Here is a 26,065-nt window from a genome sequence, read left to right on the forward strand (position 1 = left end):
ACTCTTGCAAATCGGGGGCCATCCACACATGAGGCGGCCTTACTGCTTCAACTTCTGGTTCAAATCCCGGGCCATTTTCCAGAAGGCGGTCCCTGGTAAGTTTGTCCGTGGCCCGCCCCTTGAGATCGATCACCGGTTTGGGTGCAGGCCTCTTGATGCCCTGCTGCGCAAGCTGACTGATCGTTGGCGGCTTTGCGCTCTCGACCTGTCGCTCAAAATCTTCAACAGGCACATTCGCAACGCGAACCGCTGTAACATGCTGGCGCGGCGACATGCCGGCCCTTTCAGCCATGTCCTTACGCGAGAATTGAGTGTCGGCACCGACAGTCAATTCCGGTTTCGGCCCAGGCTTTCCGGGCTCGACTTGCTTAAGCAATTCACCGGCACGGCGGATGGCGCGATCGGTTACCGCCGATCGTCGCCTGGTGAGCCCCAAGTCAGCGTCGCTGACAAAGCTTGCAGAAGGGCTGTCTCGCGATGAAGGCTAAGCCCGTTTGATGCAGCGTTTCAGCCAGCCTATCATCGCTTGAATAGCCGACGGCTTAGGACCCATGATCGCTACGACCTCATGCAGCGCCACGTCGATAAACTGAGCCAGAGTGCGCTTGCCTGACGTAGCTGCGCCGACGATCGCATCACCAATGCGCGTTCGATTTTGGACGGTATCGAAATTGCCGGACAAATGTCGGCACCCTAGATCAATCGCTGTCATCATCTTCACCAGGGTATTGTTATCGAACTCCGACATTCTGGCAGCCCATGTATTCGGCGGCCATCGTATCGACTCTGTTTATAGGAAATCCATATGGATCGGAGCGTGCCGGTATAGTCGGCGTGTCTGCTGCGAGGCCCCCGCTTTACCCGCGTGAGCGGACGTAGTCAGCCCCGCGGGGCATGTCGTGCCATCAGACTGACGCTGCAAAAAAGAGGATGCCTCAGGCGCCTTAGCTACAACACGCCTTTGCCGTTCTCTTGGATTGGCGGACACGGCACGGTTCCGTAAGAACAGAACACGCAGCAATCGCCAGCGAGCGGTTTAAGGCGGGTACCGCATCTCTTGCAGTCATAGAAGAACTGGCAGGCGTTGGTCGGCATGGTTTCGGTGGCTTGGTGCTGGCAGGTCGGGCAGGTCAGCATTGATTGCAGTTGCATGGCCGCATCATGGTGCAGTTTGAGCGGAACGTCGAGCAATAGGCTTTGCCGAGAGGCGCTTCTCGGCGCGCCGGCTCAATTGAGCTTGGCGCGAAGCTTGTCGATGATCGCCCGCATCTCGCGAGCGTAAGCGTCGGGTGCCGGACCTCCCATCCTCAGGATAATTATAGGCCTAGCTCGGTGTCTAGAGCCCGTCCAGAGACGCGCTGACGTTCCTCAGCGTCTGAGGCTTGCTTCAGCTGCAGGCAGCTATCCAAACGCATGTGCGAGCCGTTCTAAGGCGCAGTAGGCCTATCCAGAGCTCAACCCTATGAGGCCGCCTCGGAGATTGGAGTGGTAGTGTAGAGGCGTTTCTCAAGGTCGGCGACCGTGATGATCAGGTTGTCGCGCCGGGACGTCAGCGTCCTTGCCAGGACCGAATAGAGCGGGTCAGCCTTATCGAAAATCCGTACGCGATCCTCCTCGGTGCAAATGTCGATATGTAGGACCTGGATCGTTCGCTTAAGTTCCTCGACCATGGACCTGATCACGGCGCTTGTCCTTGAAGTGGAAATCCCTGAATGACGCAGCTTGTTCACTGGCGTTCTCCAAAAATGGCTTGTTTCGACACAACGGATCGGGTCCAAATGCCGTTAGGTCATTGATCGCAAGAAGCTTGCCAAGCTGCGGATTAACCGTCTGGGGTCACCCTGATCGTGACCTTCTAAGGCCGCCGCTGAATTCCCCAGCGACGGCTTTTTCGTAGCAGAGCCCCGATGAACTATCAGGCCTTCACGAATGACAGCCTCACGATGATGTACGCTGCCGTCCGTGGTGCTTTGGCTGCCGATGACGCGGCCGAACGCCAGGGCGGCGAACCCACGTTCAAGGTCCGCGACACGCCAGAATGGAAGAAACACGCAGCGGACTTGGAATCCGAAATGCTTAGACGGGGCATGATGTTCGAGATCATCGATTGGGCTGAGGGACAAGGATCCCTGCCGCTTTAAAGTTTCCGGGTTGCGGGCGTTCTTCAGCGCGGGCTTCAGTCCAGCGTCTCAGCGGATTCTGGGCATTACGAGCGTCAAAGAACGGCCCCGGCGTGGGGCTGGAGTACGCCAGAGCCGTCCCTTCCTGTGCGGCCCATCCAGGGCGCACAATCAGGATAGCGAGGAAAAGGCTACCGCAGCGTGATGGGATCGTGATTCGAGATTGAGGTGCGCCGGCTCGGGCGACCTTTGATGGAGACCCGGTACCGGGCTCTCGGTGAACGCGCCGGCTGAAATTGCGGATCAACCGCACGCGAGGACGTCTGGCCTATTACCCGAACGTGGAAACCGCCGACGACCTGGGCAGCGTATCGGATCCTCGAATTTGCGCTGCCAGGGCTGTTGTCAGCCATCGGCGAAGCTACCTAGCACCAATGGTCCTATTTGATCAGCCACCACCAGAGTGCGAAGCGGTGCAGACTGAAATGAGAAACGCAGTAGAGATCAACTTCGCCCATTCCCAGTACGACACAAATTTCAGTTCCAGTCGGCCCCTGCCGCATTGCATCATACGTCGATTTGGCATGTGACACTATTGCTGACTTGCGTGTCCGGCATTCCCCGAGTGGAACCGTAGTTCTGCGGGCCGGGTACATTTCGCATAGTCAGGCGCTTCAAACAGTGAGAGCGTTGCGAAACTGAGGTTGGCCCTCATGGCGCCGAACCGGCATTCGAGCAGCGAGACCGTGAAGCACGCTCTGCTGTGGGGCTTTGGCGTTTTTGTGCCCATCTTGCTGATGCTGCTCATACTCATGTGGGGATGAGATAACCGGGCGGCGCGCCTTAGTGACTGGGTTGCCGATCGCCTCGAATCGATATCGGCCTGACACCTCCGCAAAAGTCAGATCCCCATCGCGACCTTCTGGCTGGCCTTCTCGAGGCTGGTCTTCAATGCCGCAAGCTTGCCGGTGAACTCGCTGAGCTCGCGATCACTGAATTCGGCAAAGATGAAGCTGTTGAGCTCCTCCTGCTGAGAAGCCAGGCCCGCGATGTGCTTATAAGTCTTATCCGTCAAGGACATCTGCACGACCCGGGCGTCGTCTGCTGACGTCTTTCGGCGCATGAAGCCTTTCTTCTCGAGCATCTTCGACTGGGTCGTCACGAAGGACGGGTCAACATGGAGCATCTTTGACACGACCTTCACAGGCACGCCCTCTCCCTGATCCAGATCGGCCAGAGCCATCAGGATGATCCATTGCGGGCCACTGACGCCGAGGGCTTTTGCCCAGAAATAACGAATCTCCTGCAGATATACATTGATGGCGGCGATCTCCCAGGCGAATTGCCTGGCGATGTCGTGATTCTTCCCGCCGACCCCATTCGTCCCTCCGCGGTTGGCGCGGCTCGACGATTCCGATCCCTTGCGAGGTTCTTGTGCCATGGCTTGTGTGGCCCCGAGTCTACACAAACCAGCTTAGCCGATTTAATAACAAAATCATCCAATTGGGCACCGTTAAGATGGTTCTCCGGACACAATATCGTAAGTTGCCCTCAGTTGGCGGCCTCTCTCATTCAAGGACTTTATATTCAGCGGCCACGCCTCTTGGGGATACGTTAAGCGAACATGTCCGCGCCAATTTGTGTGAGTTTCACGAACGTGCCGCTCTCATGCAATTTCAGCCAACCGCGGGATATCGCAAACTCAAGGCCGGCGGTGTATTCCGCCGGCGTGCCTTTGTCGCCGAACAAAAAAGGGCCGTTGAGCTTCTCGATGTAGATCCTGCCATCCTGAATGGGTTCGAAGGCCTGAGCGTGCTCCATGAGACGGCGTGCGGCCTTTTCTGGGTCGGAGTAGGGACGGTGGGTGGCGTACTTCATCGAGTGCCCATTCTTGCGGGCCCATAGCTTGGTCGGACCTCTGCGCCTTGATGGCCGCACACCTTGCAAGAGAATCGCGGCTCCATATCGGAGAGGCGCATATCATCAGGCCAGGGGCAGGCGTCCATCTCGATTGCGCGAACCGCAGACGCAATGCACAAGGATCTTCGTGGCGCCGCTTACGCGCATCGCTCCGAAGGTGATTTTCTGTTCGCGGGACATGCGCCCCATTCTGAGAATCGCCCGCAGCCTGAATTAGCCATTCCGGCGATGACCGCAGTGGCTAAGGGGGCCGGCGTTTGTCGTCCGGAATCGTCGCGCGCCGGGCCGCTTAGTGCGCGGACCTATGGTGACGGTCGGGATCACGTTATCACGCTCCCCGTGCCCCCGCTGGCGCATTATGAACTCCGCATAATACGGAATTAAATTAGGCTGACCTCCATCGTTCCGGCGGGAAAAACAGGAACCCGGGCACATCCCGACGATGCCGTCATGCCACTGTGGCACAGTACTTGCTAAGCTTAGGATGCCGGGATTGCGCCCGACCATGGAAATACCAACGCCGCCAAGCGCCATACTCCGCTAAGGCGGCGTTGTATTTTGTTGGTGTCCTAATCTGACGTAGTTGTGCCCGAAAACCTCACGGTCCTGGGCGGGTCCGACATCTCAGCATAAGAGGCCTCAGCGGTGCCGCTGGGGCCTTCCTCCGTTCAGGCGTACAGCTCGGCGCGGCGGCTCCAGCCCTGAAGGGCTTTGGATCCTACTTCAGCTTATTGATTTCGAATGTGAAATTTACTTGAAGCACCGGGCCGGTCTCGTCTCTGACCTCAATTGCCATCCGGTGGTTTCGATTTCCATCATAGCTGGCCGCGCGGAACGCCTCCCCAGCCATTTCCGCCAAAGATTGTGTGGCTTCCTCCTGTACGGCTGCGACGTTCTGCAGTTCCAGCCCCTCTTCATCAACAGCTAGATCGTCCTCGTCGCGCAAGTCCAAATAGTAGTGCGGCATCGGCTCTCTTCCAGGCGGCTCTACTCCAGAGAAGAACCAGATCGTTGGTTCGTTCCAAGCTGACAAAAGGAAAACCCGGCCTTAGGCGAACAGCTCGGCGCCCGCCGGCGTGAAGGTGACGAAAGTTCCTGACTCGTGCATCTTGAGCCAGCCGCGTTCGATTGCGAGTTTGAGGCCCGCGCCGTACTCGGCCGGGCTGCCGCGGTCACGAAACAGGAACCGCTCGTTGATCTTCTCGATGTGATGCGGCCCTGAATAGGCTCAACCGCGTTGGAGGATTCGGCGGGCGGCTTTTTCCGGGTCGGCGTAGGGGCGGGCGGTAGCGTATTTCATGAATGTCCCATGCGAGCGCGCGGAAAGCTCGGCCGTACATTGGCACCGCATTTGCCGCAAGCCTCACAAACAAATCGGTCCCCAATCAAGGTCACTGTTCCCTCTTGAGCTTGCGTTTGCCCAATGGTTTGCGGTCGGGATTGAACACCCGCTCGACATGACGGTTCAGCGCCTTCATGACCTCCGATCAGCCTAGACATTGTCCAGCTGTGTAAGTCCATCACTACCGGTCGTGCCGGTATTTTGTGTCTCGGTGACAATCTTGCCGCTGTCAGTTATGATCTCGGTAGCTGTGCGGAAAAATCATGATCACAAACGGGCTCTATTCGTTGATCGCTGTTGGTATCGATGGAGTGGACGTTGAAGTTGGTGGCGTCCTGATACTCCGCGATGGTCAGATACACGGAGGCGACTCCTTCGTCTTTTACACGGGCTCCTACGACAGTTCCGATGGCAAGTGGAAAGGCGAAATGATTAGCCAAGAACACACCCCGACCACTCGACCGATGGCAGAACGGGTCCAGCACATCAGGTTCAGCGGGACCTACAACGACGCTGGTGTCGAGGCCGATGCCACAGCCCTCGTTGGCAAGCAGCGCGTCCGATACGATGCAACGCTGCGCTTGCTGGTAGCGATTTAGATTCCATAACAGTGCCAAGGATGACAAGAACGCGAGCGCCATGGTTGCGGCGACGACGTTGAAAGCCCGTCTATGTGGCCTTCTGATCGATCGTGTCGAAGACATTGTCGAACGTGAGAGGATCGAGGCTGAGCGGGATCGCATTGGTGAGGTCCACAAGGCCGGTCAATTGCTGGCGGATACTGCCAAGTCATAGGATCTTGCGGAGCGGGCGACGCCAGGCCAGATTGTTGGCGCTATCGCGGAACGTTACACTTGTCTGCGTGAGGCAAGGATTCCGCGCGACGGATCGCTTTCGTCATGGGACGCATGGCGGTGAAGCTCTGCCGACAGGGTCAGGCGCGGAAGCTCTCGTGCAAGGTGCGATGGAGCGGCTGGAGCAGTGACGCCGGAGGAGTTTCGGCTTGTCTACGCAATCCGCCCGATCAGGCATTGCCTGAAAACGAAAACCCCCGTCGCTACTTGAAGCATACGGCGGGGGCTAATCAACAGGGTATGGAGCGAGGGTAGCCCGTGACCAAGGCCGATGTCGCTCACAATGGCCTGTACGAGGAGTGAAGCGAAATGAATGCAGCGACAAGACGAAGTTTTGAGCAGCACGCAAGGTTCCTGCGCAAGTGGAACTGCGCTCCGAAGCAATCAACCGTTGGGCATTGCCTGCACTTCCTATAATGGGTAATGAAAGCAAAAAAGCCCCGTAGGGCGGGCTTATGCAATAAAGACAGCTTGACGTTGCCGTTGCAGCAAGCTTCGAGCAGCTTGTACCATCGGCTAGCGGTGCAAGAGATTGCCGATGGATTTCTCCCGACTTTACCGACCGTAGAGGCCGCCACTGAGGCGACCTTATTTCATGCTGGCTTTGGCGGCTGTAATCCCGGCGACGAAAGCCATTCGCTCATGTGGGCCGCTGTATCAAGCTGGCTAATCTTCTCAAGAAGGGCGTCCATTTGAGGGCCAGGTTTGAGCTTGGCGACTTGCGCTTCAAGCTTTGCCTTCTGGGCTGCGATATTCTCTTCAAATGTGTGAGGGACGGAACGGCGGCGACGCTGCATGACACAACCTCTTGCTTACGGGTCCCAACCGTAGGGTTTGCGCTTCCGATTTCTAATATGCCGCCGCCCCGCGGTCAGTTCCATAGTGAACACCGCTCCCAGTGATGCTCACTGCGCGACGGAACCTCCCAAGCAGAAAGATGTCCGGCGTTCTGTCTCAGCATCAAGTGACCGTGACACGTGAGGCAGTTCACATTTGAAAATCGCGACTTGATTTAAGGCCGTCGCAAACCCGGTTTCGGGAGACGAGCGATGCCACTATTCAATAGCCAAATCCATTGGCGGGGAATAGGCACCACAGTGGTGGTCGAGCTTCTCATCTTGCTCGCACTTGCCTTCGCCGTTGTTAGTTACGTGGAATGGTCATCGAACGCTGCCGTGACCGAGTTTGTGAGCGCGACCGAGTCATCGGCATCTGATTCGAACCATTCCAACGAGCCTCCCGCTCAGATTCGGTCCCCCAAGGGAGGAACGGGCTGCCCTTTGGGTAAGAGATCGCCACCAACTCAACTAACACCCTTGCCGTAATCGACACCCTCATGGCGGACACCTTCGATGGCTGTTGTGGTGCAGCTGGCGGCCGTAACCAGCCTCCCGTCCGCCGAATGCTTCTGTTAGATCGACAAATGAAACGGATGATTCAGTGAGTAACCAACGAAGGAGGTACGTCCATGCCCGCTACGAACATAGATGAAGGCAAACTCAATGCGTTCATAGGCCAGATGCTGTCGGATCTTGGTGGCGCATCCAGCATCGCCATGGTCCGTCTTGGCGATACGCTGGGACTCTACAGGGCCATCCACGCCAACGGACCGATGACATCGACGGAACTTGCCGAGGCTGCAAAGGTCGACGAGCGCTATCTGCGCGAATGGCTATCGCACCAAGCAGCTTCCAACTATCTGTCTTACGATCCCGCTACCGCAAAGTTTGAAATGCCACCCGAGCAGGCCATGGTGTTCGCCAACGAGGAGAGCCCTGTCTACATGATGGGTGGCTTCGATCTCATGGCGGCAATGCTTGACAATCAGCCCAAAGTGCAGGCGGCATTCAAGTCGGGCACCGGCGTTGCTTGGGGCGATCAAGCAACCTGCATGTTCTGCGCGGTAGCCCGTTTCTTCCGGCCGGGCTACCACAATAACCTCGTCTCGGCTTGGCTGCCTGCTTTGGAAGGGGTCGTGAAGAAGCTCGAGGCTGGAGCACGCGTGGCCGACGTCGGCTGCGGACACGGCTGGTCGACCGTCCTGATGGCCAAGGCGTTCCCGAAATCTCAGTTCGTGGGCTACGATTTTCATCCCGACTCGATCCGTGACGCAACCGCACACGCCAAGAGTCATGGTGTCGCCGCGAACGCGCAATTCGCCGTGGGACTAGCCAAGGACTATCCCGGCAAAGACTTCGATCTCGTAACCTGCTTCGATTGTCTGCACGACATGGGCGATCCCGCAGGCGCGGCCGCCCACATCCGTCAATCCCTGAAATCAGATGGGACTTGGATGATCGTGGAGCCGATAGCAGGCGACACGCTGCAGCAGAACCTGAACCCGGTCGGACGCCTCTATTACGCCGGCTCGACCATGATCTGCCTGCCTACCTCACGGTCGCAAGAAGTTGGGGCGGCTCTCGGTGCTCAGGCGGGTGAAAAGAAACTACGTGAAGTCATCCATAGCGGCGGCTTCTCCAGTGTGCGCCGAGCGGCGGAGACGCCCTTCAATATGATCCTAGAGGCGCGACTATAGGCAACCTCTTTAGTTCGCCGAACGTCTCAAACGGCAGCGGAGCTTTTACGATGCTGCCGTGTCACTGATTGAGCAGGATCGAGTGCCGCTAACGCCTGTTGTTCTGATTGGCGCAATTGTTCGATTTGCATTCTGAAATTAGCGGGCAACTCTCGATCTTCCTTTAATGACGACCTTAGTCTTTCGCCAATCTCTCGGACGATCGCGAGACTATGCCGTGTGTCAATGTCAACGTGGTTTCGCACAACAAGTTCTCCCGACGCACAGTCAGCTCTAGCCGTCTTGCAGATTGAATAGAGACCGCCGCCTTTGGCTATCGTGCGCGAGCGCTTGTTCTTGAACAGCGGGTCCAAAGACCTTTGGCTATCCGCGACATGCGCCGTTTCGTAACGGCGGGCGACGGTCTCGCAACAATAATTCCGCGGTAAGGACTTTCGTTCCGGTTCCATTAACGGTTGTTCAGATTTCCTTTAGGGAACTGGCGAACCAATATTTTGCTTCGGCTGCAACGCTTAGAACGCGATAAAGGGGCCGCAAATTGCTCTGCGACGACGGGGCAGAGACCCGGATGAGGAGCGGTAGCCTAGGTTGCAGCTATTGCTTTACGCGACACGCGCCGCAAATCGAGATCCCCTGACTTAAACCTGACGCAGAGCCGGGGTTCCCTGCGTGTGATGCCGCCGCCGCACTCGCGCGAGAACGCCTATGAAAAAGTCGCCACTCGATCCACACATCGCCGACGTAGCGCCAGCCGGCGCAGCCCTCACCCAGTATGACGAGGAGCACATGATCACGTACATGCGCGTGCTTGATGCTGATCAAGAAGGCGCCGACTGGCGAGATGTCGCTCGGATCGTACTGCGCATCGACCCAGACACTGAGGCCGATCGGGCGCGGATGGCATTCGAAAGCCATCTCTCGCGTGCCAGATGGATGACCGAGCAAGGTTATCGCCATCTGCTTCGAAGCAGCGCGTGATCATCGCGACGCTCGCGGCACGCGTCGCTACAAGCCGCCTGTCCGCATGGTCAAGTTGATAGAGCAGCGGGAGTTATGCCGTACAAGTGGGTACTTCCTGATGAAGAGCGTTGAGGGCGGATGCTACCGCAACCATTAGCCGGCCTTCAGGGCACTCATCTTAGGCGTTCTCTGAAGTAGCCGAACCAGTGCTGGTGTCAGATTACGTTTTCTTAGCTTCGGTTTTGAATGAAACGCCTAGTCGCATTGCAACTTTGCGAATGCGCTCAGGCTTGCGCTTCATGGTACGAGCGGCCTCCTCTAGGGACTTCGACGCTTTGGCGAGTTCGATAACGCGACGATCATCTGCAAAAGACCAAGACTTGCCAGCCATCGGTGGCGCGCTCCTTTGAAGACAAAGCCGCCTGCGGAGTATGCTCGCTAACGGATTTGCTTGGGGACCGGACGAGGGCAATTGCCCGGCGGTTCTATCGATAGCTCAACTTCCCGATAGAGCAACGCATGTTGCGCGGTAAGCTAACTGCTCAACCTTACCGATGTGGGTATTCCAAGCGGCGGTCGCACGACTTCCGCATTTTTACGGTAGATTGCGCTTGGAGGAGGATGCCGTTACGCGGCAGTCCGATCTTCTTTGTCAGGTCCCCGCATGACGATCTTCAGCGCGTCTCCGGCAAAAGCCGCTGCAGCGCCTTGGCCTCTCCCATGGCGCACGCATCCAAACGTCGCGCTTTCATCGGTCGTTAGGATCACTGGCATCGCCTTCGGATGGATGGGCTCGACGATCGCGTTTGGCGTGGTGGTCAGGAACCTGTAGACCTCGTGCGGGCCCGGTATTGGTTTCGACTTGGTGCCGCGATCCTAGGTCGTCCAGATGCCCGCGAAGGCGAACAGCGGTCTGTTGTCGTCAAGCGCAAACCAGACCACGTCTTTCTTCTTAGTTTCCGGGTTCGGCTCAGGCGCGCATTCCGCGAAACTGTTGAACGGCACCAAGAAGCGGTTCTCGGGCTTCAGCCACCGCGCGCGGTATGGATGTCCACTTTACTCGCAATGGGTACTATAGTTCTCGGCTTTCAGGGGATTGCCGGCCACAGCACAAGGGCTCGATCGGGCGGCGATCGAGCCCCTGTCCTCGTTCGTCGGCGGGAGTCGATGTGTGAGTTCGGACGAAGCCCCGCCGCCGAAGCGACCGAATCATGCCCACACCTTTTGGTATAATAAAGGCGCTTATAAACTTCGAGGGGCCGAGCGCGCGATGGCTACGAAAGCCCGCCGATGGCCGTTAACCACGTCCCCTGTTTGTCACAAACTGCACTTTTCTCTCGCCACACTTTGAGGTCTCATCGCAGGGAAACTATTTTGGGAGGGATGCCCATGGTAGTGCCGAGCGAATCCGCAATAGGCCGAGCCGTCGTCTATCGTCGCGGCGAGGATGATCCGCCAATGACCGGCATCATTACGACGGTCGGGCCGCGGCGGGTGTTCGTCCGCCTCGGCAGCCAACCCTACAGCATGGCGGTCTACCCGGCGGAGCTGGAATTCATCGCGCGTAGGCGAAGCGACGCCGTGCGTCGCCCAAATTGCACCGCTTGCGGTTTAACCGCCATGGACTTCGCGGTTGGCTTTTCCTCGCCCGGTCTAAGGCCGCCGAGCTAAGGCCGCCACTTACAAGCGTCTAATGCGAATCGTAATTCGAGCCAGTAATTCGACGTTCCTGGCTCGGATGGACGGGGATGGCGGACGCTGCTCTGTCATCGCCGCTTCGCGTCAACGTGTCCGCTTTCGGAAGCGCCGCGCCAAGCAGACGATGTCGGTTGATGGGCGCAAAAGCGGACATCGCGCTTGGGTGCGCCAAGGTCTGAGTCTGTGAAGGTTTTCGGAGCAGCGCAAATCCATAAAGCGGGCGCACTGGTGCTTAAGCCGGCAATAAGGATTCAAAGACCGAGCCGACGATGAAGGCCGAGATCGCATAGGCGGCCGCTTTTCCATGTTCGATCCAACAGCAAAACCGGAATCGATCGCTTCAAGAGGACTCGCTACGGGCTAAGACGTTCCGGCGCGCGGGCGACCGCCCCTGGCGCGGGCCAGTTTCCGTGTGAGTACGTGGCTCGCCATGCTCGGTCAGTGGCTCGCCGGCTTCCCTAGGGAGCACCATCTGCGTACACGATAGCGAACACCGAGCTGCCAGTGCGTAGGGACACTGTAGTCGCTGCTTCGGTGTGATCGATGTAGCTCTGGTCTACCTTGCTCGCAGCAGCGGAACGATCTTATTACTTTCAAGGGCCATGGCAGTGATGTGTTGTGGCGACGCTGCGAAAGATGGGCCGCGGCCCGCGCGCGATAACGGAATGATTTTATCGCCTTCGAGAGCCAACGCTGTAATATGCTCCGCCCACCACTGCATCATTCTTCGACGGTCAGGCATCCACTCCGCAGCGTTGTAGGCGCGTCGTACTTCGTTTCGTTCTGCTGGCGTTCGATCCAGTCTCGGTTGAACAAGTTGGTTTCGTTCAAGATCGTGGAAGCGACGGCGCGGAAACCGTGCGTCGTGGCGCGGCCGTGGCCGTATTGAACGGTTTCACCACATACGCCGAAGCTTGCCACAGCTTGATGGCATATGGCGTAACTCCATTGAAATTGCCGCAACACAGTTTGCGAATTTTTCAGAGCTGTTGAAGTGTCTTTCTTGTTGCGTTTTGTATTCCGCTCTGTCTACAGCGCGCTGCAACAAAGGGACCCACTGCAGGAGGATGGACGGAGATCTTCCAGAAGTCCGTTTTCGCCCACGAACGATCGGCCCGGGAAAGTGGTCCCGTTTCGCGAGCGACTCAGCTGCACGGTGGACGAAGCTTGCGCGGTAACGGGCTTGGGACGCACAAAGCTTTATGAGTTGATAGGATCTGGCCAGCTTATCACGACAACAATCGGCCGTCGGCGCCTGGTCATAGTGCGGTCGCTTCTTGAGCTTGTGGACACAACTATTCCGGCCTGAACAAGCCTTAATCGGCCTGATAGGTAACTCGGCGCTACGCGCCTCTCTTGGTCGGCATCACCTTCTTAGGATCGAGCCAGTGGTCGATCCGATCAGCCCAATGCTGCATCAGTTTTGTGCGCGAGCCGATCAGCGCGAGCGGTCCGTGCTTCTTGTAAAGACCTTCCACAGTGGAGTTATCGAGATGCGCGAGCTGTAGCTCGACGACGTCGCCATCCCATACCTTGGCGTCCTTGATCTCTTCGTGGTGAGACAGGGTCGAGAAGGTGGTCCGGAATCCATGGGCACAATGATCAGTCTTGGTGTCAATGCCAAGCAGCCGCAAGCGCTTGTTGAGCGTGTTGTTCGATAGCGGCGCGTCCTTCGAGCAAGAAAACGCGTATCGGCGATGGCCGGTTAGCTTTTGAACGCTCCGCAGGATTGCGAGTGCCTGCCGTGACAAAGGCACGACATGGTCCCAACCGGTCTTCATCTTGGCGGCTGGAACGATCCAGCGTTCGGCATCCCAATCGACCTCGCTCCACTCCATTTCATTGACCATGCCGGGGCGGGGAATGGTCAGCGCATCGAAGCGCAAGGCAAGGCCAACAACGTCACCAAACCTCGCTCTCTTCCACGGTGCGCTGATGAGCTCGAAGACTCGCGTCACGTCACGTGGTTCGGTGACGCCGGGACGCGGCGTCGAAATGTTGGCAATCATCTGCCCAGTTAGGTTGCGGAATGGATTGTAGCCGTCGCCTTCGACATCGGCATAGTTGCAGATTTGCTCACCAATGCTGCGCACGCGGTCGCGGGTTTCGAGTTTTCCCTTGGCTTCGTATGAACGCATGAACGCGAGCACGTCCGGACGCTTGATGTCTTGCCTGAGCAGCTTGCCGAAGCGATTCTTGACGTAGCTGACACGCAGCTCAAGCACCTCGATGGTCTTGGGGTCGCGCACCGCGACGATCCTGCCGCGTTTGACTTTCTCCATCTTCTTCTTCGCGAGCCACTCGTCTGCCCATTGCTCGAAAGGCCGCGCGGCCGTCTGCCTGTGCTTCACGAGCTGCTTCTCGGTGCTCGGGTCTTTGCCGTCCTTAAGCAGGTCTTTGGCCTTGTCGCGTTCACGCCGCGCGTCCGCGAGCGAGAACGTGCCATCCTTGCCGTTGCCGTAAGGGCCGATGGAGTAGGTCTTCTGGCGCGCGTGAAAACGGTAGCCCAACCGCCAAAGTTTGGAGGCAGCGTTGCCGGGCCTGCTCTCGTCCGGCGTGACGAAGAGATAGAGTCCGCCGCCGGTCACGTCGGAAATTTTGGCGGCGCTCCACGCGCCATTGTTGAATTTGGGTCGAGCGGTGCGGCAGTCGACGTCGGTCCTGATCTGCTTGGGGTTTATGCTCGCGCCATCGCTCTTGCGGGCCATCTGCTCAATTTCCCTCGTTCGGATTATCAGAATTCACCGTGAACGTTTGTTCTCCGAATACCAACACGATACCAACAAAAATACCAACAATTCGGACGGCTGGGATCGGATGAGAACAAACAGTGACGAACACTGATGTACGCGAAAAGGCCTATTTTTCAAGGGCTTCCAAGCACTGCGCGGACAGTTGCGAACGATCGCGAACGAGGGTGAATAGCCTAGTTGGTGCCCCTGGCCGGAATCGAACCAGCACTCCTTGCGGAACTCGATTTTGAGTCGAGCGCGTCTACCAGTTCCGCCACAGGGGCCTTCGGTCGCGGGGCAGAAGCCCGGTGCGGCGAAGCGGGCGGAATATAGCGGGCGGCCTGCGCGGGTCAACCCGCGCGGAAGTGATTGTGGCGTGTCTCGACACTTGGGCGGCGGCGGGATAGGACGGCTGTTGCCTGTTTGAGCATGAATTGTGCTCCGGAGAACGTCCGTGACATCTGAAGCCGCCCATTCCTCGCCTGCGCGCCATGCCGCCGATCCGGCGGCCGTTGCGGCACTGGCGATTGCGGCCGTCGCGGCGGCGACACTGGCGGGCGCCTGGTTCTTCGAGCTCGTGCTGGATATCCGGCCCTGTCCGCTCTGCCTCGAACAGCGTTATGCCTATTATCTGGCCGTGCCGCTCGCCCTCGTGGTGGCGTTTGCCGCCTCGCGCGGGGCGCCGCGGCAGGTCGTGCTGGCCGGGTTTGCGGTGCTTCTGCTCGCAGCGCTCGCCAATGCCTGGCTCGGCGGCTATCACGCCGGCGTCGAATGGAAGTTCTGGGAAGGCCCGACCGATTGCTCCGGTCCCGTGGTCGATCTCGGCAGCGCCGGCACGCTGCTGCAGCGTCTCGACAGCGTCAAAGTGATCCGCTGCGACGAGGTGCAGTGGCGCTTCCTCGGCCTCTCGCTCGCCGGCTACAATGTGCTGATCTCGCTGGCGATGGCGTTGATGGCCGTGTGGGGCATCGTGGCGGCGAAGCGGGCGTAGCTCGGTCGCTCTCGTAGCTCTCGTAGGGTGGGCAAAGGAGCGTTAGCGACGTGCCCACCATCTATCACCGATCGCGCATCCAAATGGTGGGCACGCTTCGCTTTGCCCACCCTACGGACCGCGAACTGATTTGCTCCTCGCGCAAGCACAATTTCAGGCTGTTGCCTGCGACATATCAACCCGACGGGCAAATCACCCAAAACCTGTCCAGCCCCTTTCGCAAAAATATTCCGCTTTCGTTCTCACGCAAATCACCGGCATAACTCCGCCCGTCTCACCGCAGATGAGGGACGCTCGCGATCGTCACGAACGTGCGGTGAGATGCGATGGACGTGAATGGCGCGAGACGTACGCGCCTGAAGCGTACGGCGAAGTCGTGTGGTTCTGACGCCGCGGTGCTGGCGTCAAGTTGCGCAGATTCATTTTTGCGCAGCGACGGTGGCAAGAAAGCCGTTCACCGGGGAGAGCTCGAAGTAAGCCGTAAAGCCATTGCGCAGGGAAGGCCGGAGTGTTTCCGCCGAACCTGTATGCTCGTGTGCACTTTTGTTTGCGCAGATAGCACGCGAGACCGCGGGTGCGGCGCGCACCCGGTCTTCCCTGCGCCCTCTATTTCGAGAGGGCAGGAAGTTTCTGGCAAGCCTCGGGCGTAACGCGCCGCGAGAACGCCGACACATATTCACCTGTCATCACCCGCCTTGTGCGCACTTGCGCACTGGGGCGGGTGACCCAGTATTCCAGAGACAGCAGTGATTGAGCCGAGGAGCCGCGGCGTACTGGATCCCCGCCTCCGCGGCGATGACGATCTCGTGTTGCGCCGCTACCTCCGCGTCATTGCGACCCGGTGGCTCGCGATGACGGCCACCTCAATCGTCCACATCCTCCTGCGGTCGGCCGAACAGATGCACAATCCCCGGCGTCGTAATGGACACGAACACGAAACGCGACAGATGATGGGCGCCGACGAAAATCGGATCGATGTGCAGCGTGAGCGCCAGCGCCAGCATGGCGTCCATCGCGCCCGGGGCGAAGGCCACGACGACGTCGGCGAAGCGCACAGAGGTGTTCAGCACGATCACCGTGACGAAAACGGCGGAGATGGCTATGGCAACCGCGAACGAGCCCAGCCCGGCATTGACGTGGCTGAGCAGCGTCGACTTGCTGATCCGCGCAAAGCGCGTGCCGATCACCGCTCCGATGCCGACCAGCGCCACGCCGCGCATCCAGGGCGGCAGGCCGCCGTCGATCAGGCCGGTGCCGTGCAGCGCGGAGGATGCAATCATCGCGCCGAACATCCAGCTCGCCGGAAATTTGGCTAGCCGCAGCAGCAGCGCGACGGCGATGGCCGCGGCGGCCAGCACGGCGAGTTCGAGCGGCGAGGCGATCAGGCTGGCCACCTCTATTGGCGCCGTCGACGCAATCCCGGTCAGCGCCAGCAGCAGCGGCAGTGCGGCGATCAGGATGATCACGCGCATGGTCTGCACCACGGCGATCGCGGCAACATCGGCGCCCTTCTCGGCGGCCAGCATGGTGATCTGCGACAGCGCGCCGGGGCTGCCGGCGAGCAGCGCCGAGGTCTGATCCCAGCCGTGGAAGCGCTGCAGATAAAAACTCGAGCCGAAGGTCGAGCAGAAGGTCGCGAGCGCCAGCAGGCCGATGGTCAAGGGATAGGCACTCATGTGCTGGATCAGCTGCCGCGACACCAGCGAGCCCAGCGTGATGCCGAGCAGCACCAGCACGGTCTGCGTCAGGATCGGCGGCATGGTAACCGGCCGCCCCGCCAGCGCGGCGATGCCGACGGCGACCATCGCGCCGGAGATCAGCCCGCCCGGCAGGTTAATCCACAGAAACAGCAGGCCGCCGGCGGCGCCGATGACGAGCGTCTCGAGCGTGCCGAGAACTTTGGCGCGGTCGGCAATGGCGGAGGATATCGAAGTGGGGATCAGGCTCACGCCGCCTTATGGCAAATCCGTCATCGCGGTACAAATGCGTCACGCGATTGCAGCAATGCAACGGTAGCGTCTGCACAAGCCTTGCACAAACCTCCCGCCGCGCAGGCTGAACGCGGGCTGAATGCGCAGGCGGATCGTGCATCCCCGACGCCACAAAATTTTTACCGGAGGGGTCGCCCGGTCCGTTGTCGCAAGCTGAGGTTGCGCTAGGATGGCAGGCGCAGATGACTACCCCATGGAGACCAGGGATGACTATTCAAGCAAAAATACTGGCCGCAATCGCGGCATCGGGTTTGGCTGCGTTTGCGATGACGTCGCAGGCGCAGGCGCTCACGGCGCAGGAATGCAGCGCCAAGTACAAGGCCGCGAAAGCCGCCGGCACGCTCGGCGACCAGAAGTGGAACGACTTCCGGAAAGCCCAGTGCGGCGCCGACGCCGCCGCTGCTCCGGCGGCAGCGACCGCTGCGGCTCCGGCTGCGGAGCCGAAGGAAGCCGCCAAGAAAGAATCCAAGAAGGAAGCCAAGGAAGCCGCAGCGCCTGCTGCGCCGTCAGGCCCCGCGGTCTATCCGAGCGCCGTCGATCCCAAATATTCCAAGGAGACCGCCGGCAAGGCCCGCATGCACACCTGCGTGGATCAGTACAACGCCAACAAAGCCACCAACGGCAATGGCGGTCTGAAGTGGATCCAGAAGGGCGGCGGCTATTACAGCGAATGCTCCAAGAAGCTGAAGGGCGCGGCCTAAGCAGCAATGGAAGTGGGCGCGGCCGGATGCTTCGGTCGCGCCTACACCCCGCGGAGCAATGTCTCGGCCGACTTCGCCACCAGTTGCGCGCGCTTGCGCGGGCCCCGTTCGAGAAACAGCAGGCTCTGGCCGAACACGAAGCAGTAGAACAGGAACGCCTGCGCATCGGCTTCCTCTGGAGGCAGGCCGGTCGCGCGATAGAGTTGCCCGACATTCTTCAGCCGCGCCGCGTCGACGCTGGCGACCGCATTGGCGGCAGGTTCGTCTGCGCGGGCCCATTGCCGGATCGCGAGCTCAACCGCCATGCCCTCGGTATTCATCCGTTCGGAGTAAAGCGCGATCAGCGCCTTCAGCCGCTCGCGGGCGGTCGCGCCGTCGAGGCTGGTCTGTTTTTCGATCGCGGCGATGCGCCCCGCGCTCCAGTTTTGCAGCATGGCTTCCAGCAGCGCCGCCCGGTCGCGGAAGCGGCGATAGAAGCCGCCTTTGGTCACGCCGAGGTTTTTTGCCAGCACCTCCACCCGCACCCCCTCTACACCGGTCCGGGCGATTTCCTCAAAGCCGGCCTCGATCCAGCTCTCGCTCCGCACCTCGCCGGTTCGCGTGTCTGCCTTGACGTCGCTCTTAACGTCGCTCTTGGGATCGCTCATGGTCCGGTCTCACCGATTCTTGATACGGCGCCGTATTGCTAACCCGAGCGCGGCCTGATACGCTACCGTATCAAAATGACAAAAGCGGGAGCGAACGATGGAGACGGACGCGACCTATCGCGGCACGGTCTATCCCTGGCAATGCGACCATGTCGGGCACATGAACATCATGTGGTATGTCGGCAAGTTCGACGAGGCGAACTGGAATCTGTTCGCAAGGCTGGGGCTGACGCCGTCTTACTTGCGCGAGTCCGGCCGCGGCATGGCCGCCGTGCAGCAGACCATCACCTACAAGCGCGAGCTGCTGGCCGGCGACATCGTCGAGGTCAGGAGCCGGCTCCTTGAAATCCGCGACAAGTCGATCCGCTTCATGCACGAGATGCGCAACGCCGAAACCGGCGAGATCGCCGCGACCTGCGAGTTCGTCGGCGTCCACATGGACCGGCAGGCGCGGAAGTCGGCGCCCTTCGCGCCCGCGATCCGTGACGCCGCTGAAAAGCATCTCGAACCAGCGATGGCGTGAGCCGCATGTCACGCTTCGAGCCGAAGAACCCGGATTACCGCGCGATCGCGACCGATACGTTCGAGCAGCAGCGCGCGATGAAGACGCTGGGCATTTCGATCGCGCGGCTGGAGCCCGGCGAGGTCGACCTCGCGATGGATTATTCGCCAGACCTCACCCAGCAGCACGGCTTCATCCATGCCGGGATCATCACCGCAGGCCTCGACAATGCCTGCGGCATCGCCGCCTTCACGCTGATGCCGGCGGCAACGGGGATCCTCACCGTGGAATTCAAGACCAACCTGCTCGCGCCCGCGCGCGGCGAGCGCTTCGTCTTCCGTGCCACCGTCGTCAAGCCCGGCCGCACGCTGACCGTGTGCGAGGCCCGCGCCTATGCGGCGCATGACGGGGTCGAGACCTTGATCGCGACCATGAGCGGCACGCTGATGGCGCTGCCGGCCCGCGAGGGCGCCGCGAAGGACAAGGCGTTCGCACCGGCCTGACCCTGCTGCAGTGCATACTTATGCTATCGGCATAGCAGGATGTGAAAAATCCTTCTATGGTCCCGCCGTGCTATTGAGTCTTTCATCTTGATCATATCAGCCGCGCAAGGCGTGCTGGGACTGGCGTCGGGGATGCTGGTCGGGTTCTCGCTTGGCCTGGTCGGTGGCGGCGGCTCGATCCTCGCGGTGCCGCTGATGGTCTATGTGGTCGGCGTCTCCGAGCCCCATGTCGCGATCGGCACCAGCGCGATCGCGGTGGCTGCGAACGCCGCGATCAACCTGTCCAACCATGCGCGCGGCGGCACCGTGATCTGGTCCTGCGCGCTGATCTTCGCCGCCGCCGGCATGGCCGGCGCCTTCGGCGGCTCGATTCTCGGCAAGATGATGGACGGCCAAAAACTGCTGGCGCTGTTCGCGCTGGTCATGATCGTCATCGCGCTCCTGATGCTGAAGACGCGTTCGCGCATCGGCCTGCCTGACGTCAAGGTCTCGATGTCGAACATGCCGGCCACCGTCGGCCTCGGCCTCGCGACCGGGACCATGTCCGGATTCTTCGGCATCGGCGGCGGCTTCCTGATCGTGCCGGCCCTGATGCTGGCGACCGGCATGCCGATCATGAACGCGGTGAGTTCGTCGCTGGTCGCGGTCACCGCATTCGGCCTGACCACGGCTGCCAGCTATGCCTGGTCCGGGCTGGTGTCGTGGGCATTGGCCGGGCTGTTCATTGCGGGCGGCATCGCCGGCGGATTGGCCGGCACGCGTTCGGCGCGGCACCTCGCCGAGCGCCGCGGCGCGCTCAATATCGTGTTCGCCGTGGTCATTATTGCGGTGGCGCTCTATATGCTGGCGCGTAACATATCCTTATCTCCGGCGTAGACGGGGGATGCAGCCCTTCGCGAGACCCACATGAAGCGATCGAACAATCCGGCCGGGACCAACCCGGGATGCACACGACGCAAGGCGCTCGGCCTGTTTGGCAGCGGTGCCGCGCTGCTCGGCGCCGGCGCGGCGCAGCGATCGGCGTTCGCGCAAGGCAGCGACGACGTGCTGACCGAGGCGCTGGTGTTGCGCGACCCTGATGTGCCCGCCACCGGCAATCCCGATGGCGACGTCAACATTGTCGAATGGTTCGACTACAATTGCCCGTATTGCCGCAAGATCGCGCCTGAGATCCAGCAGGTGGTGCAGGACGACGGCAAGGTTCGCCTGGTGCTGAAGGACTGGCCGATCCTCGGCGAGGTTTCGAAATTCGGCGCGCGGATGGCGCTGGCGGCGAAGTATCAGGACAAGTACATGGCCGCGCATGAGGCGATGATCGGCGTCAGCTCGAAATTGACCGAACCGCGCATCCGCGAATTGCTGGCCGGCGCCGGCATCGACATGGATCGCCTCAACCGCGACGCCACCACCAATGCCAAGGCGATCGACACCATCCTCGCCCGCAACCACGATCAGGCGGTGGCCTTCGGATTCAAGGGAACGCCGTCGTTCATCGTCGGCAAGTTCCGCGTGCCGGGAATCCTGACCATGGCGCAGTTCGAGATGGTGATTGCGGACGCGCGCAAGGCGAAGAAGGCCAATTAGTGATCAGAAAAAACGCCGTCGTGAATGACGACGGCGTGAATCCTATCGCTCCTATCGCCCGAATTACTTCGACGAAATCTTGACCCATTCCTCATGGGTGCGCGTCTTCAGCGTCTTCCAGTCGGCTGCCGCCACATCCCAGTTGACGATGGTGCGGTTGGCTTGCGCGACCTGGCCGCTCGCGACGCTCGACGTCTGCATGGAATCGTAGACATAGACGCCGCCAACCAGCAGCAGCGCACCCAAAATCATTCCGACAAACGTCTGCATGGCAATTCCTCCGTTGCGGCTGATAACGCCGTGCCCGGCGGATGGTTCCGCGGCCTACGAACGCACCTTGGCAGGCGCGGGACGGGGGGCGGTTGCGGAAGGGACGGCCGTCGACGTCGCCAGATTGAGCGATTTCAATTCATCCGGCTTGAACACGAAGAGCTTGTCATGCGGCGTCTCCATGGCGTGCACCCAGACCTGCAGGTTGACGCCCATGTCGCCGAGATAGCGCTGGCATCGCGCGGAGATATTTTGCGCCACGTTCATCTCGTCGCGCGGCAGGCCGCTTGCCTGGCCGGCCGCCGCCACCTGATGCACGCCGATGATCGCCTTGTCGCCGACCCGGCGCTCCACGCCGGCGGCGAACACCAGCGGGCACGATGACGCGCAGTATTTCCCAGGTTCGATCTCGGTCGCGAAATTCTTGTCGCGAATGAGTCGTCCCATCGCCAGTGCGTCGGCCACCGATCCGCCCGGCGAGTTCAGCGCAACCGTCTTGATATAGTCGCCACGCTTGTCGATTTCGGCGGCGAACGCTTCGGAAACCCCCGGCGTGATGGTGCCGGTCGCCATCAGTTTGCCGCCGCCGACCAATTCGAACGTCATAGGCTTGGCCATCGCGCCATCTGCTAGCGGCCGGGGCGTCAGGCGTTTGCCGCCATCGGGCGTGAGCGGCGTCAGGATCGACGGCACGATGTCGGGGAGGTCAAGCGAAGGTGTCTCGTGCCTTACTTCGGCTGCTGAATCCGGAGTGTCTATCCAGCCGTTCATGCCGGCGAGATCGGCTGCGAGCACGACGATGGTGATGGTGACGACGCTGCGAAAGATCCAGCGCAGGATCGCTTCGTCGGGATTGGCCGCAAGGAAGGCATGAATGCGCTGTTGAATCGTCGCGGACGGCTGCATGGCGAGACCTATCTCTTGCAAGACCTATTTAGTGTGCCGCGCCGACGATAGCGGCGTAACGTTTTCATCGACGGCTGCGTCGGAGCTGGCCGCCGCAGTGGGTCGGTCAGAATCGGCTTCGACAGCATCGGGCCGCGCCACGCGCCGCGCTTCCTCGACCTCGCGGGCCATCTGCAATGCGGCGACCAGTTCGCCCGCCGTCATGCCGGAGGCGCTGAAGGCCGGCATCCCCTCGCGCCGGATCGCGGCATGCACCACGCACAGGATCAGCACCAGCACTGCCGGCATCAGGTCGATCGAGATCGCGCCCGCCCAGCTCGGAATGAAATCGCTGGCGTAGCGAAGCACGGCTTCGGCGGGCGACATGGTCTGGAACCGAACCGGGGCAATGCCAGGATCTTATCGGCGGCCTCGGCGAGCGAAGCTGCCTGCGTGGCGATCGAGCTCTCGACCTTGCCGACCACGGCCGTCTGCCGGTCCGCAAGATCGGCAGTGCGGCCGCCGGCGGCCGGCGCGATGAAGCCAGATGACAGGGACGTCGCCGCGCGCTTGACGGCGGGCGCCACCGACGTCTGCTGCAGGTTGGTGATCACGCCGCTGAGCGCCAGCGACTCGGTGGCGAAAGCGTCGCTGCGCGTCGAAATCGGCCCGCGGTCGGAAATCAACTCGCGCATCTTCGCCAGATGCTTGCCGCCCTGTTCGAACAAGGCCGAAACGCGCTTGCCCGAGGCCTGGACCTCCTGACCGAGGCTGTCGAGCTGCCCGGACATCTAGGTCAGGAGTTGTACGACGGTGCCGGAGCCCGCGGTGCCGGTGAGCGAACCGGCGCGCTCGGCGTCGGCCAGTCTGGAAAATCGCGATGAGGCGAGCTGGATATCCGGCAGCAGCCCTTGCGCTGCGATGGCGTTGCTGTTGGCGGTATCGAGGTCGCGGGTATAGTTCTGCACGGTGATGGCGAGATGCTGCTGAATGGCGGCGGCGCCCGCCAGCGCCGAGGCGTTGAGCCAGGACGACATCGCCACGATCATCAGGGAGCCCAGCAGCATGCAGCCGAACATCAGGGCGCGACCGGTGCGGTCGACCACATGCGGCATGAACTGCATGAGGAATATCCAGAAGGCGTAGATGCCCACCGACACCGCAACTGAATAGATCACGGCGGCGAAGAAAACCGTGGTCGGGCTGCCGTTGAGCAATTCGCGGACGCCGAGATAGGTGTAGACGCCGGCCGCAAGCGCCAGGATCGCGGTGGTCAGTTTCAGCGTGACTTCGAGGCGCGCGACGCCCTTCGAGAGCAGCAGCGCATTGGAGGCGCGCGCCGTGGCCGCCGGAGCGGCAAGGCCGTTGGTCGTGGGCATGACGTATCCTGTCCCGGTTCAACGAACCGTTCTGATCAACGCCCCCACGTTGCTTGCTAAGTCGTTCAACTCATAGAGATAAATTCCGACGAGATTGTGTCGAATGGCGTCGACGGTCAGGCTTCGCCGCCCAGCCAAGTCAGGATCTCCGCGTTCATCTCGCGCGGATAGGTATGGCTGAGATCGTCGAGTTCGCGATAGGTGACCTTGGCACCCGCGGCCGACAGCGCCTGGCTGGTCTGCCGCGCCACCTGCACCGGGAACATCCAGTCGAGCCGGCCATGCACGATATGAACGGGCAGGCCGCGCAGCCTGTCGGCGTCGGCCATTTCCGCCATCAGCGGATGGAACGTCGCCGCGACCGGCGCGAGATGGGTAAAAGGCGAGGCGCGATCGAAACCCGTCACATAGCAGAACGTGCCGCCGTCGCTCATTCCGGTCAGCAGCATCCGCTCCGCATCGATGTTCCATCGCAAGCGCACGGATTCCAGGATGCGCATCAGGTTCGGCGTATCGGTGTCCTCGCCCATCAGCGCCCAGGTGCTGCTGTTGGCGGTTGGCGCGATCACGATCGCGCCGCGGCTGCGCGCGTCGCGCAGCCAGCTCCACAGGAAGCCGCGGCCATTGCCGCTGCCGCCGTGCAGCGCCATCACCAGCGGCCAGGCGCGGTCGGGCGTGTAATATTCCGGCACATACAGCGAGAAGCCGCCGCGGCTGCCGGGCTCGTTCTGATTGTGGAAGACACCGGTGTTTTCATTGGCCGGCGCCGCCAGCCGCGCCGCGAGATCGGCGTCGCCGCGCATTGCAGGGTCGACAAAGAACTGGTTGACCGGCGGCAATCTTGCCGACAGCGCATAGAGCGCTTCCTGCGCGCGCGGAGCGTGACGCAGCGCGCGAAACAGGCTGACGAAATCGCCATGGCCGCTTTGCACGACGCGCAAGGCTTCGAACGCAGCGAGCGCGGCATCGCTTGCCGTTTCGAGCGGAATCTTGATGTCGGCGAAATCCGCGGGCCATTGCTCGAGCCGCGGCCGAATCGCGCGCAGCGCATCGTCCGGCTTGCCGGCCGCTTCCATCACGCGGTCGAAATCCGGCGGATTGAGGTAGCGCGCGACGAAGCCCAGGGCTTCCAGCGATTGCAACAGCGGCGGCAGCACGGCCACGATGTCGTCCACCACGGCCTCACTCATTACGCATTCCCTATCCTAGAGCGGTTTCCAGCGAAGCATGTCCTCGGACTTGATCCGGGGACGGGGACGGGTTCGCGTCAAGAAAACGCGTCGAATCAGAAATCTGGAGCTCCGTTCCGATTTCATCGGGATGGGACTCTAGTGTAACCGCGGCGCCTTCAACAGCTTGGCGCGGTCGGTCGAACTCAGCACCACGTCGAATGTGACGCCCTCGTGGTAGACGGTGAGCGGCACATCGACGCCGGCGGCGCCGAGCGACCAGAGCTTTCGGTAGAAGCCGGTCTGGCCGGTGATCTTGTCGCCGTTGACGGCGAGGATGACGTCACCGGTCTTCAGTTCGGCGCGCGCTGCCGGTCCCTTGCTGGCGATGCCGACCACCACGACGCGGTTGTCGATTTCGGTGGTGTACATGCCGAGCCACGGCCGCGCCGGCTTGTTGACGCGGCCGAATTTCCTGATGTCGTCGAGCACCGGCTTCAGCAGATCGATCGGCACGATCATGTTGACGTGCTCGGCCTTGCCCTCGCGCTCGCGTTCGAGCTGCAGCGAGCCGATGCCGATCAGTTCGCCGCGGCCCGAGATCAGCCCGGTGCCGCCCCAATTGGGATGCGCGGGATGGGTGAAGATCGCCTCGTCCAGCAGATATTCCCAGTAGCCGGCGAATTCCTGCTTGGCCGCGATCTGGCTGGCGACCGAACGGGTGCGCCCGCCGGCGCCGCCAACCACCACGCGGTCGCCAATTTGCGCAGCCGCAGAAGAGCCGAGCGGCAGCGGCTCGAGATCGAGGTCGCCGAGCGCCTGCACCAGGCCGAAGCCGGATTCGAAATCGAAGCCGAGCGCGTGGCCTTCCACCACGCGGCCGTCACCGCGATGCAGCCACACTGCTTCGGCCTCGGTGATGAGATAGCCGATCGTCAATACCAGCCCGTCATCGATCAGCACGCCATTGCCGGCGCGTTCGGTGCCGAGCGTCTCCGCGCTGAAGGCGTCAGACGGGATGATCGAATGCAGCCCGACCACCGACGACAAGGCTTTGTCGAGGTCGAACGCGTAGTCGCCCGGACGCGGCTGGTTTGCGGGCGGCACTCTCCACTCGGTCAAAGAGGGCATGGATGGTCTCCTGGCGAGCCAGCGCGCTTTAAGGTGAGGAGCGCGCGGGGAATACATGACAATCTATGCTGCAAACGGCCGTCTTGAAAGTGTCCCCCAAAATGGGCCGTCACGCGACTCATAAGAGGGCAGATTCACAAATGTTCCGTG

General features: G+C 60.9%; 27 protein-coding genes, 1 tRNA gene and 2 pseudogenes. 12 read left to right on the top strand and 18 right to left on the bottom strand.

The features are described 5' to 3' along the window. The 4 genes from KIP88_RS39905 to KIP88_RS39920 all read right to left on the bottom strand — a co-directional run. The coding region (locus tag KIP88_RS39905) for a hypothetical protein (RefSeq protein WP_214493615.1) at positions 1-436 on the bottom strand (436 nt) is incomplete at its 3' end. A gap of 48 nt (positions 437-484) precedes the next feature. Further along, positions 485-748, bottom strand: coding sequence for a hypothetical protein (locus tag KIP88_RS39910; protein WP_214493616.1), 264 nt, complete (start codon positions 746-748; stop codon positions 485-487). 200 nt (positions 749-948) lie between these two features. Beyond that, entirely contained in the window at positions 949-1,152 is a 204-nt protein-coding gene (locus KIP88_RS39915) for a GDCCVxC domain-containing (seleno)protein (protein WP_214493647.1), read from the bottom strand. Positions 1,153-1,460: 308 nt separating this feature from the next. Further along, positions 1,461-1,682 (bottom strand): hypothetical protein, encoded by a 222-nt coding sequence (locus KIP88_RS39920; protein WP_214493617.1) that lies wholly within the window; start codon positions 1,680-1,682, stop codon positions 1,461-1,463. A 225-nt stretch (positions 1,683-1,907) separates the two neighbouring features. On the opposite strand from KIP88_RS39920, the gene KIP88_RS39925 reads away from it, so the two are divergent. Next, complete coding sequence (locus KIP88_RS39925) at positions 1,908-2,141, top strand: hypothetical protein (protein ID WP_214493618.1); 234 nt, start codon at positions 1,908-1,910, stop codon at positions 2,139-2,141. An 880-nt stretch (positions 2,142-3,021) separates the two neighbouring features. Here KIP88_RS39925 and KIP88_RS39930 read toward each other — a convergent pair. From KIP88_RS39930 to KIP88_RS39940, 3 genes are all read right to left on the bottom strand, one after another. Next, positions 3,022-3,588, bottom strand: coding sequence for a MarR family winged helix-turn-helix transcriptional regulator (locus tag KIP88_RS39930; RefSeq protein ID WP_249791381.1), 567 nt, complete (start codon positions 3,586-3,588; stop codon positions 3,022-3,024). A gap of 146 nt (positions 3,589-3,734) precedes the next feature. Further along, positions 3,735-3,998: a hypothetical protein gene (locus KIP88_RS39935; protein WP_214493619.1), complete on the bottom strand. Its 264-nt coding sequence runs from the start codon at positions 3,996-3,998 to the stop codon at positions 3,735-3,737. 760 nt (positions 3,999-4,758) lie between these two features. Beyond that, positions 4,759-5,007 carry a hypothetical protein gene (locus tag KIP88_RS39940; RefSeq protein WP_214493620.1) on the bottom strand — a complete coding sequence of 83 codons (249 nt, stop codon included), beginning with the start codon at positions 5,005-5,007 and terminating at the stop codon, positions 4,759-4,761. Between the two features lie 638 nt (positions 5,008-5,645). On the opposite strand from KIP88_RS39940, the gene KIP88_RS39945 reads away from it, so the two are divergent. Further along, the gene (locus KIP88_RS39945; protein ID WP_214493621.1) at positions 5,646-5,981 is read left to right on the top strand and encodes a GrlR family regulatory protein; all 336 of its coding nucleotides are present in this window, start codon (positions 5,646-5,648) and stop codon (positions 5,979-5,981) included. An 848-nt stretch (positions 5,982-6,829) separates the two neighbouring features. On the opposite strand, the gene KIP88_RS39950 is transcribed toward KIP88_RS39945, so the two are convergent. After that, on the bottom strand, positions 6,830-7,033 hold the full coding sequence (locus tag KIP88_RS39950) for a hypothetical protein (protein WP_214493622.1): 204 nt from the start codon (positions 7,031-7,033) through the stop codon (positions 6,830-6,832). 671 nt (positions 7,034-7,704) lie between these two features. On the opposite strand from KIP88_RS39950, the gene KIP88_RS39955 reads away from it, so the two are divergent. Both KIP88_RS39955 and KIP88_RS39960 read left to right on the top strand, forming a co-directional pair. Further along, positions 7,705-8,772 carry a class I SAM-dependent methyltransferase gene (locus KIP88_RS39955; protein WP_214493623.1) on the top strand — a complete coding sequence of 356 codons (1,068 nt, stop codon included), beginning with the start codon at positions 7,705-7,707 and terminating at the stop codon, positions 8,770-8,772. A gap of 705 nt (positions 8,773-9,477) precedes the next feature. After that, the gene (locus tag KIP88_RS39960) at positions 9,478-9,750 is read left to right on the top strand and encodes a DNA -binding domain-containing protein (protein ID WP_214493624.1); all 273 of its coding nucleotides are present in this window, start codon (positions 9,478-9,480) and stop codon (positions 9,748-9,750) included. A 609-nt stretch (positions 9,751-10,359) separates the two neighbouring features. Here KIP88_RS39960 and KIP88_RS47145 read toward each other — a convergent pair. Continuing rightward, a pseudogene (locus KIP88_RS47145) lies at positions 10,360-10,779 on the bottom strand (SOS response-associated peptidase family protein); the annotation flags it as partial. A gap of 411 nt (positions 10,780-11,190) precedes the next feature. Here KIP88_RS47145 and KIP88_RS39965 point away from each other — a divergent pair. Then, positions 11,191-11,403 (top strand): hypothetical protein, encoded by a 213-nt coding sequence (locus KIP88_RS39965; RefSeq protein ID WP_214493625.1) that lies wholly within the window; start codon positions 11,191-11,193, stop codon positions 11,401-11,403. A 1,183-nt stretch (positions 11,404-12,586) separates the two neighbouring features. Beyond that, positions 12,587-12,739, top strand: a complete 153-nt coding sequence (locus tag KIP88_RS48715) for a helix-turn-helix domain-containing protein (RefSeq protein WP_374226572.1) — start codon at positions 12,587-12,589, stop codon at positions 12,737-12,739. A 34-nt stretch (positions 12,740-12,773) separates the two neighbouring features. Here KIP88_RS48715 and KIP88_RS39975 read toward each other — a convergent pair whose 3' ends face one another. After that, positions 12,774-14,138 (bottom strand): site-specific integrase, encoded by a 1,365-nt coding sequence (locus KIP88_RS39975; RefSeq protein ID WP_214493627.1) that lies wholly within the window; start codon positions 14,136-14,138, stop codon positions 12,774-12,776. A 223-nt stretch (positions 14,139-14,361) separates the two neighbouring features. Then, positions 14,362-14,446: transfer RNA gene (locus tag KIP88_RS39980), tRNA-Leu, on the bottom strand. Positions 14,447-14,616: 170 nt separating this feature from the next. On the opposite strand from KIP88_RS39980, the gene KIP88_RS39985 reads away from it, so the two are divergent. Beyond that, the gene (locus tag KIP88_RS39985; protein ID WP_214493628.1) at positions 14,617-15,153 is read left to right on the top strand and encodes a disulfide bond formation protein B; all 537 of its coding nucleotides are present in this window, start codon (positions 14,617-14,619) and stop codon (positions 15,151-15,153) included. A gap of 863 nt (positions 15,154-16,016) precedes the next feature. Here the strand turns inward: KIP88_RS39985 and KIP88_RS39990 are convergent. Further along, on the bottom strand, positions 16,017-17,102 hold the full coding sequence (locus KIP88_RS39990) for an AbrB family transcriptional regulator (RefSeq protein WP_214493629.1): 1,086 nt from the start codon (positions 17,100-17,102) through the stop codon (positions 16,017-16,019). A 248-nt stretch (positions 17,103-17,350) separates the two neighbouring features. On the opposite strand from KIP88_RS39990, the gene KIP88_RS39995 reads away from it, so the two are divergent. Next, complete coding sequence (locus KIP88_RS39995) at positions 17,351-17,845, top strand: hypothetical protein (RefSeq protein WP_214493630.1); 495 nt, start codon at positions 17,351-17,353, stop codon at positions 17,843-17,845. A 41-nt stretch (positions 17,846-17,886) separates the two neighbouring features. On the opposite strand, the gene KIP88_RS40000 is transcribed toward KIP88_RS39995, so the two are convergent. Then, entirely contained in the window at positions 17,887-18,492 is a 606-nt protein-coding gene (locus KIP88_RS40000) for a TetR/AcrR family transcriptional regulator (RefSeq protein WP_214493631.1), read from the bottom strand. 97 nt (positions 18,493-18,589) lie between these two features. Between KIP88_RS40000 and KIP88_RS40005 the strand changes: the two genes are divergently transcribed. From KIP88_RS40005 to KIP88_RS40020, 4 genes are all read left to right on the top strand, one after another. Further along, positions 18,590-19,015 (top strand): thioesterase family protein, encoded by a 426-nt coding sequence (locus KIP88_RS40005; protein ID WP_214493632.1) that lies wholly within the window; start codon positions 18,590-18,592, stop codon positions 19,013-19,015. Positions 19,016-19,020: 5 nt separating this feature from the next. Beyond that, complete coding sequence (locus KIP88_RS40010) at positions 19,021-19,497, top strand: PaaI family thioesterase (protein ID WP_214493633.1); 477 nt, start codon at positions 19,021-19,023, stop codon at positions 19,495-19,497. Positions 19,498-19,587: 90 nt separating this feature from the next. Continuing rightward, complete coding sequence (locus KIP88_RS40015) at positions 19,588-20,373, top strand: sulfite exporter TauE/SafE family protein (protein WP_214493649.1); 786 nt, start codon at positions 19,588-19,590, stop codon at positions 20,371-20,373. Positions 20,374-20,403: 30 nt separating this feature from the next. Then, entirely contained in the window at positions 20,404-21,081 is a 678-nt protein-coding gene (locus tag KIP88_RS40020; RefSeq protein ID WP_214493634.1) for a DsbA family protein, read from the top strand. Positions 21,082-21,144: 63 nt separating this feature from the next. Here the strand turns inward: KIP88_RS40020 and KIP88_RS40025 are convergent, their stop codons facing one another. The 5 genes and pseudogenes from KIP88_RS40025 to KIP88_RS40045 form a co-directional block, all read right to left on the bottom strand. Next, positions 21,145-21,351 (bottom strand): hypothetical protein, encoded by a 207-nt coding sequence (locus tag KIP88_RS40025; protein ID WP_214493635.1) that lies wholly within the window; start codon positions 21,349-21,351, stop codon positions 21,145-21,147. Positions 21,352-21,405: 54 nt separating this feature from the next. Continuing rightward, the gene (locus KIP88_RS40030; protein ID WP_214493636.1) at positions 21,406-22,257 is read right to left on the bottom strand and encodes a hypothetical protein; all 852 of its coding nucleotides are present in this window, start codon (positions 22,255-22,257) and stop codon (positions 21,406-21,408) included. A gap of 24 nt (positions 22,258-22,281) precedes the next feature. Beyond that, positions 22,282-23,615 (bottom strand): annotated as a pseudogene (locus KIP88_RS40035) (hypothetical protein). Positions 23,616-23,731: 116 nt separating this feature from the next. Beyond that, positions 23,732-24,805, bottom strand: a complete 1,074-nt coding sequence (locus tag KIP88_RS40040) for a phospholipase (protein ID WP_214493637.1) — start codon at positions 24,803-24,805, stop codon at positions 23,732-23,734. Positions 24,806-24,943: 138 nt separating this feature from the next. Next, positions 24,944-25,915 carry a S1C family serine protease gene (locus tag KIP88_RS40045; RefSeq protein WP_214493638.1) on the bottom strand — a complete coding sequence of 324 codons (972 nt, stop codon included), beginning with the start codon at positions 25,913-25,915 and terminating at the stop codon, positions 24,944-24,946. Between the last annotated feature and the right edge of the window lie 150 nt (positions 25,916-26,065).

Origin of the sequence: Bradyrhizobium sp. SRL28 (assembly GCF_018596315.1) — a bacterium.
Lineage (GTDB): Bacteria > Pseudomonadota > Alphaproteobacteria > Rhizobiales > Xanthobacteraceae > Bradyrhizobium.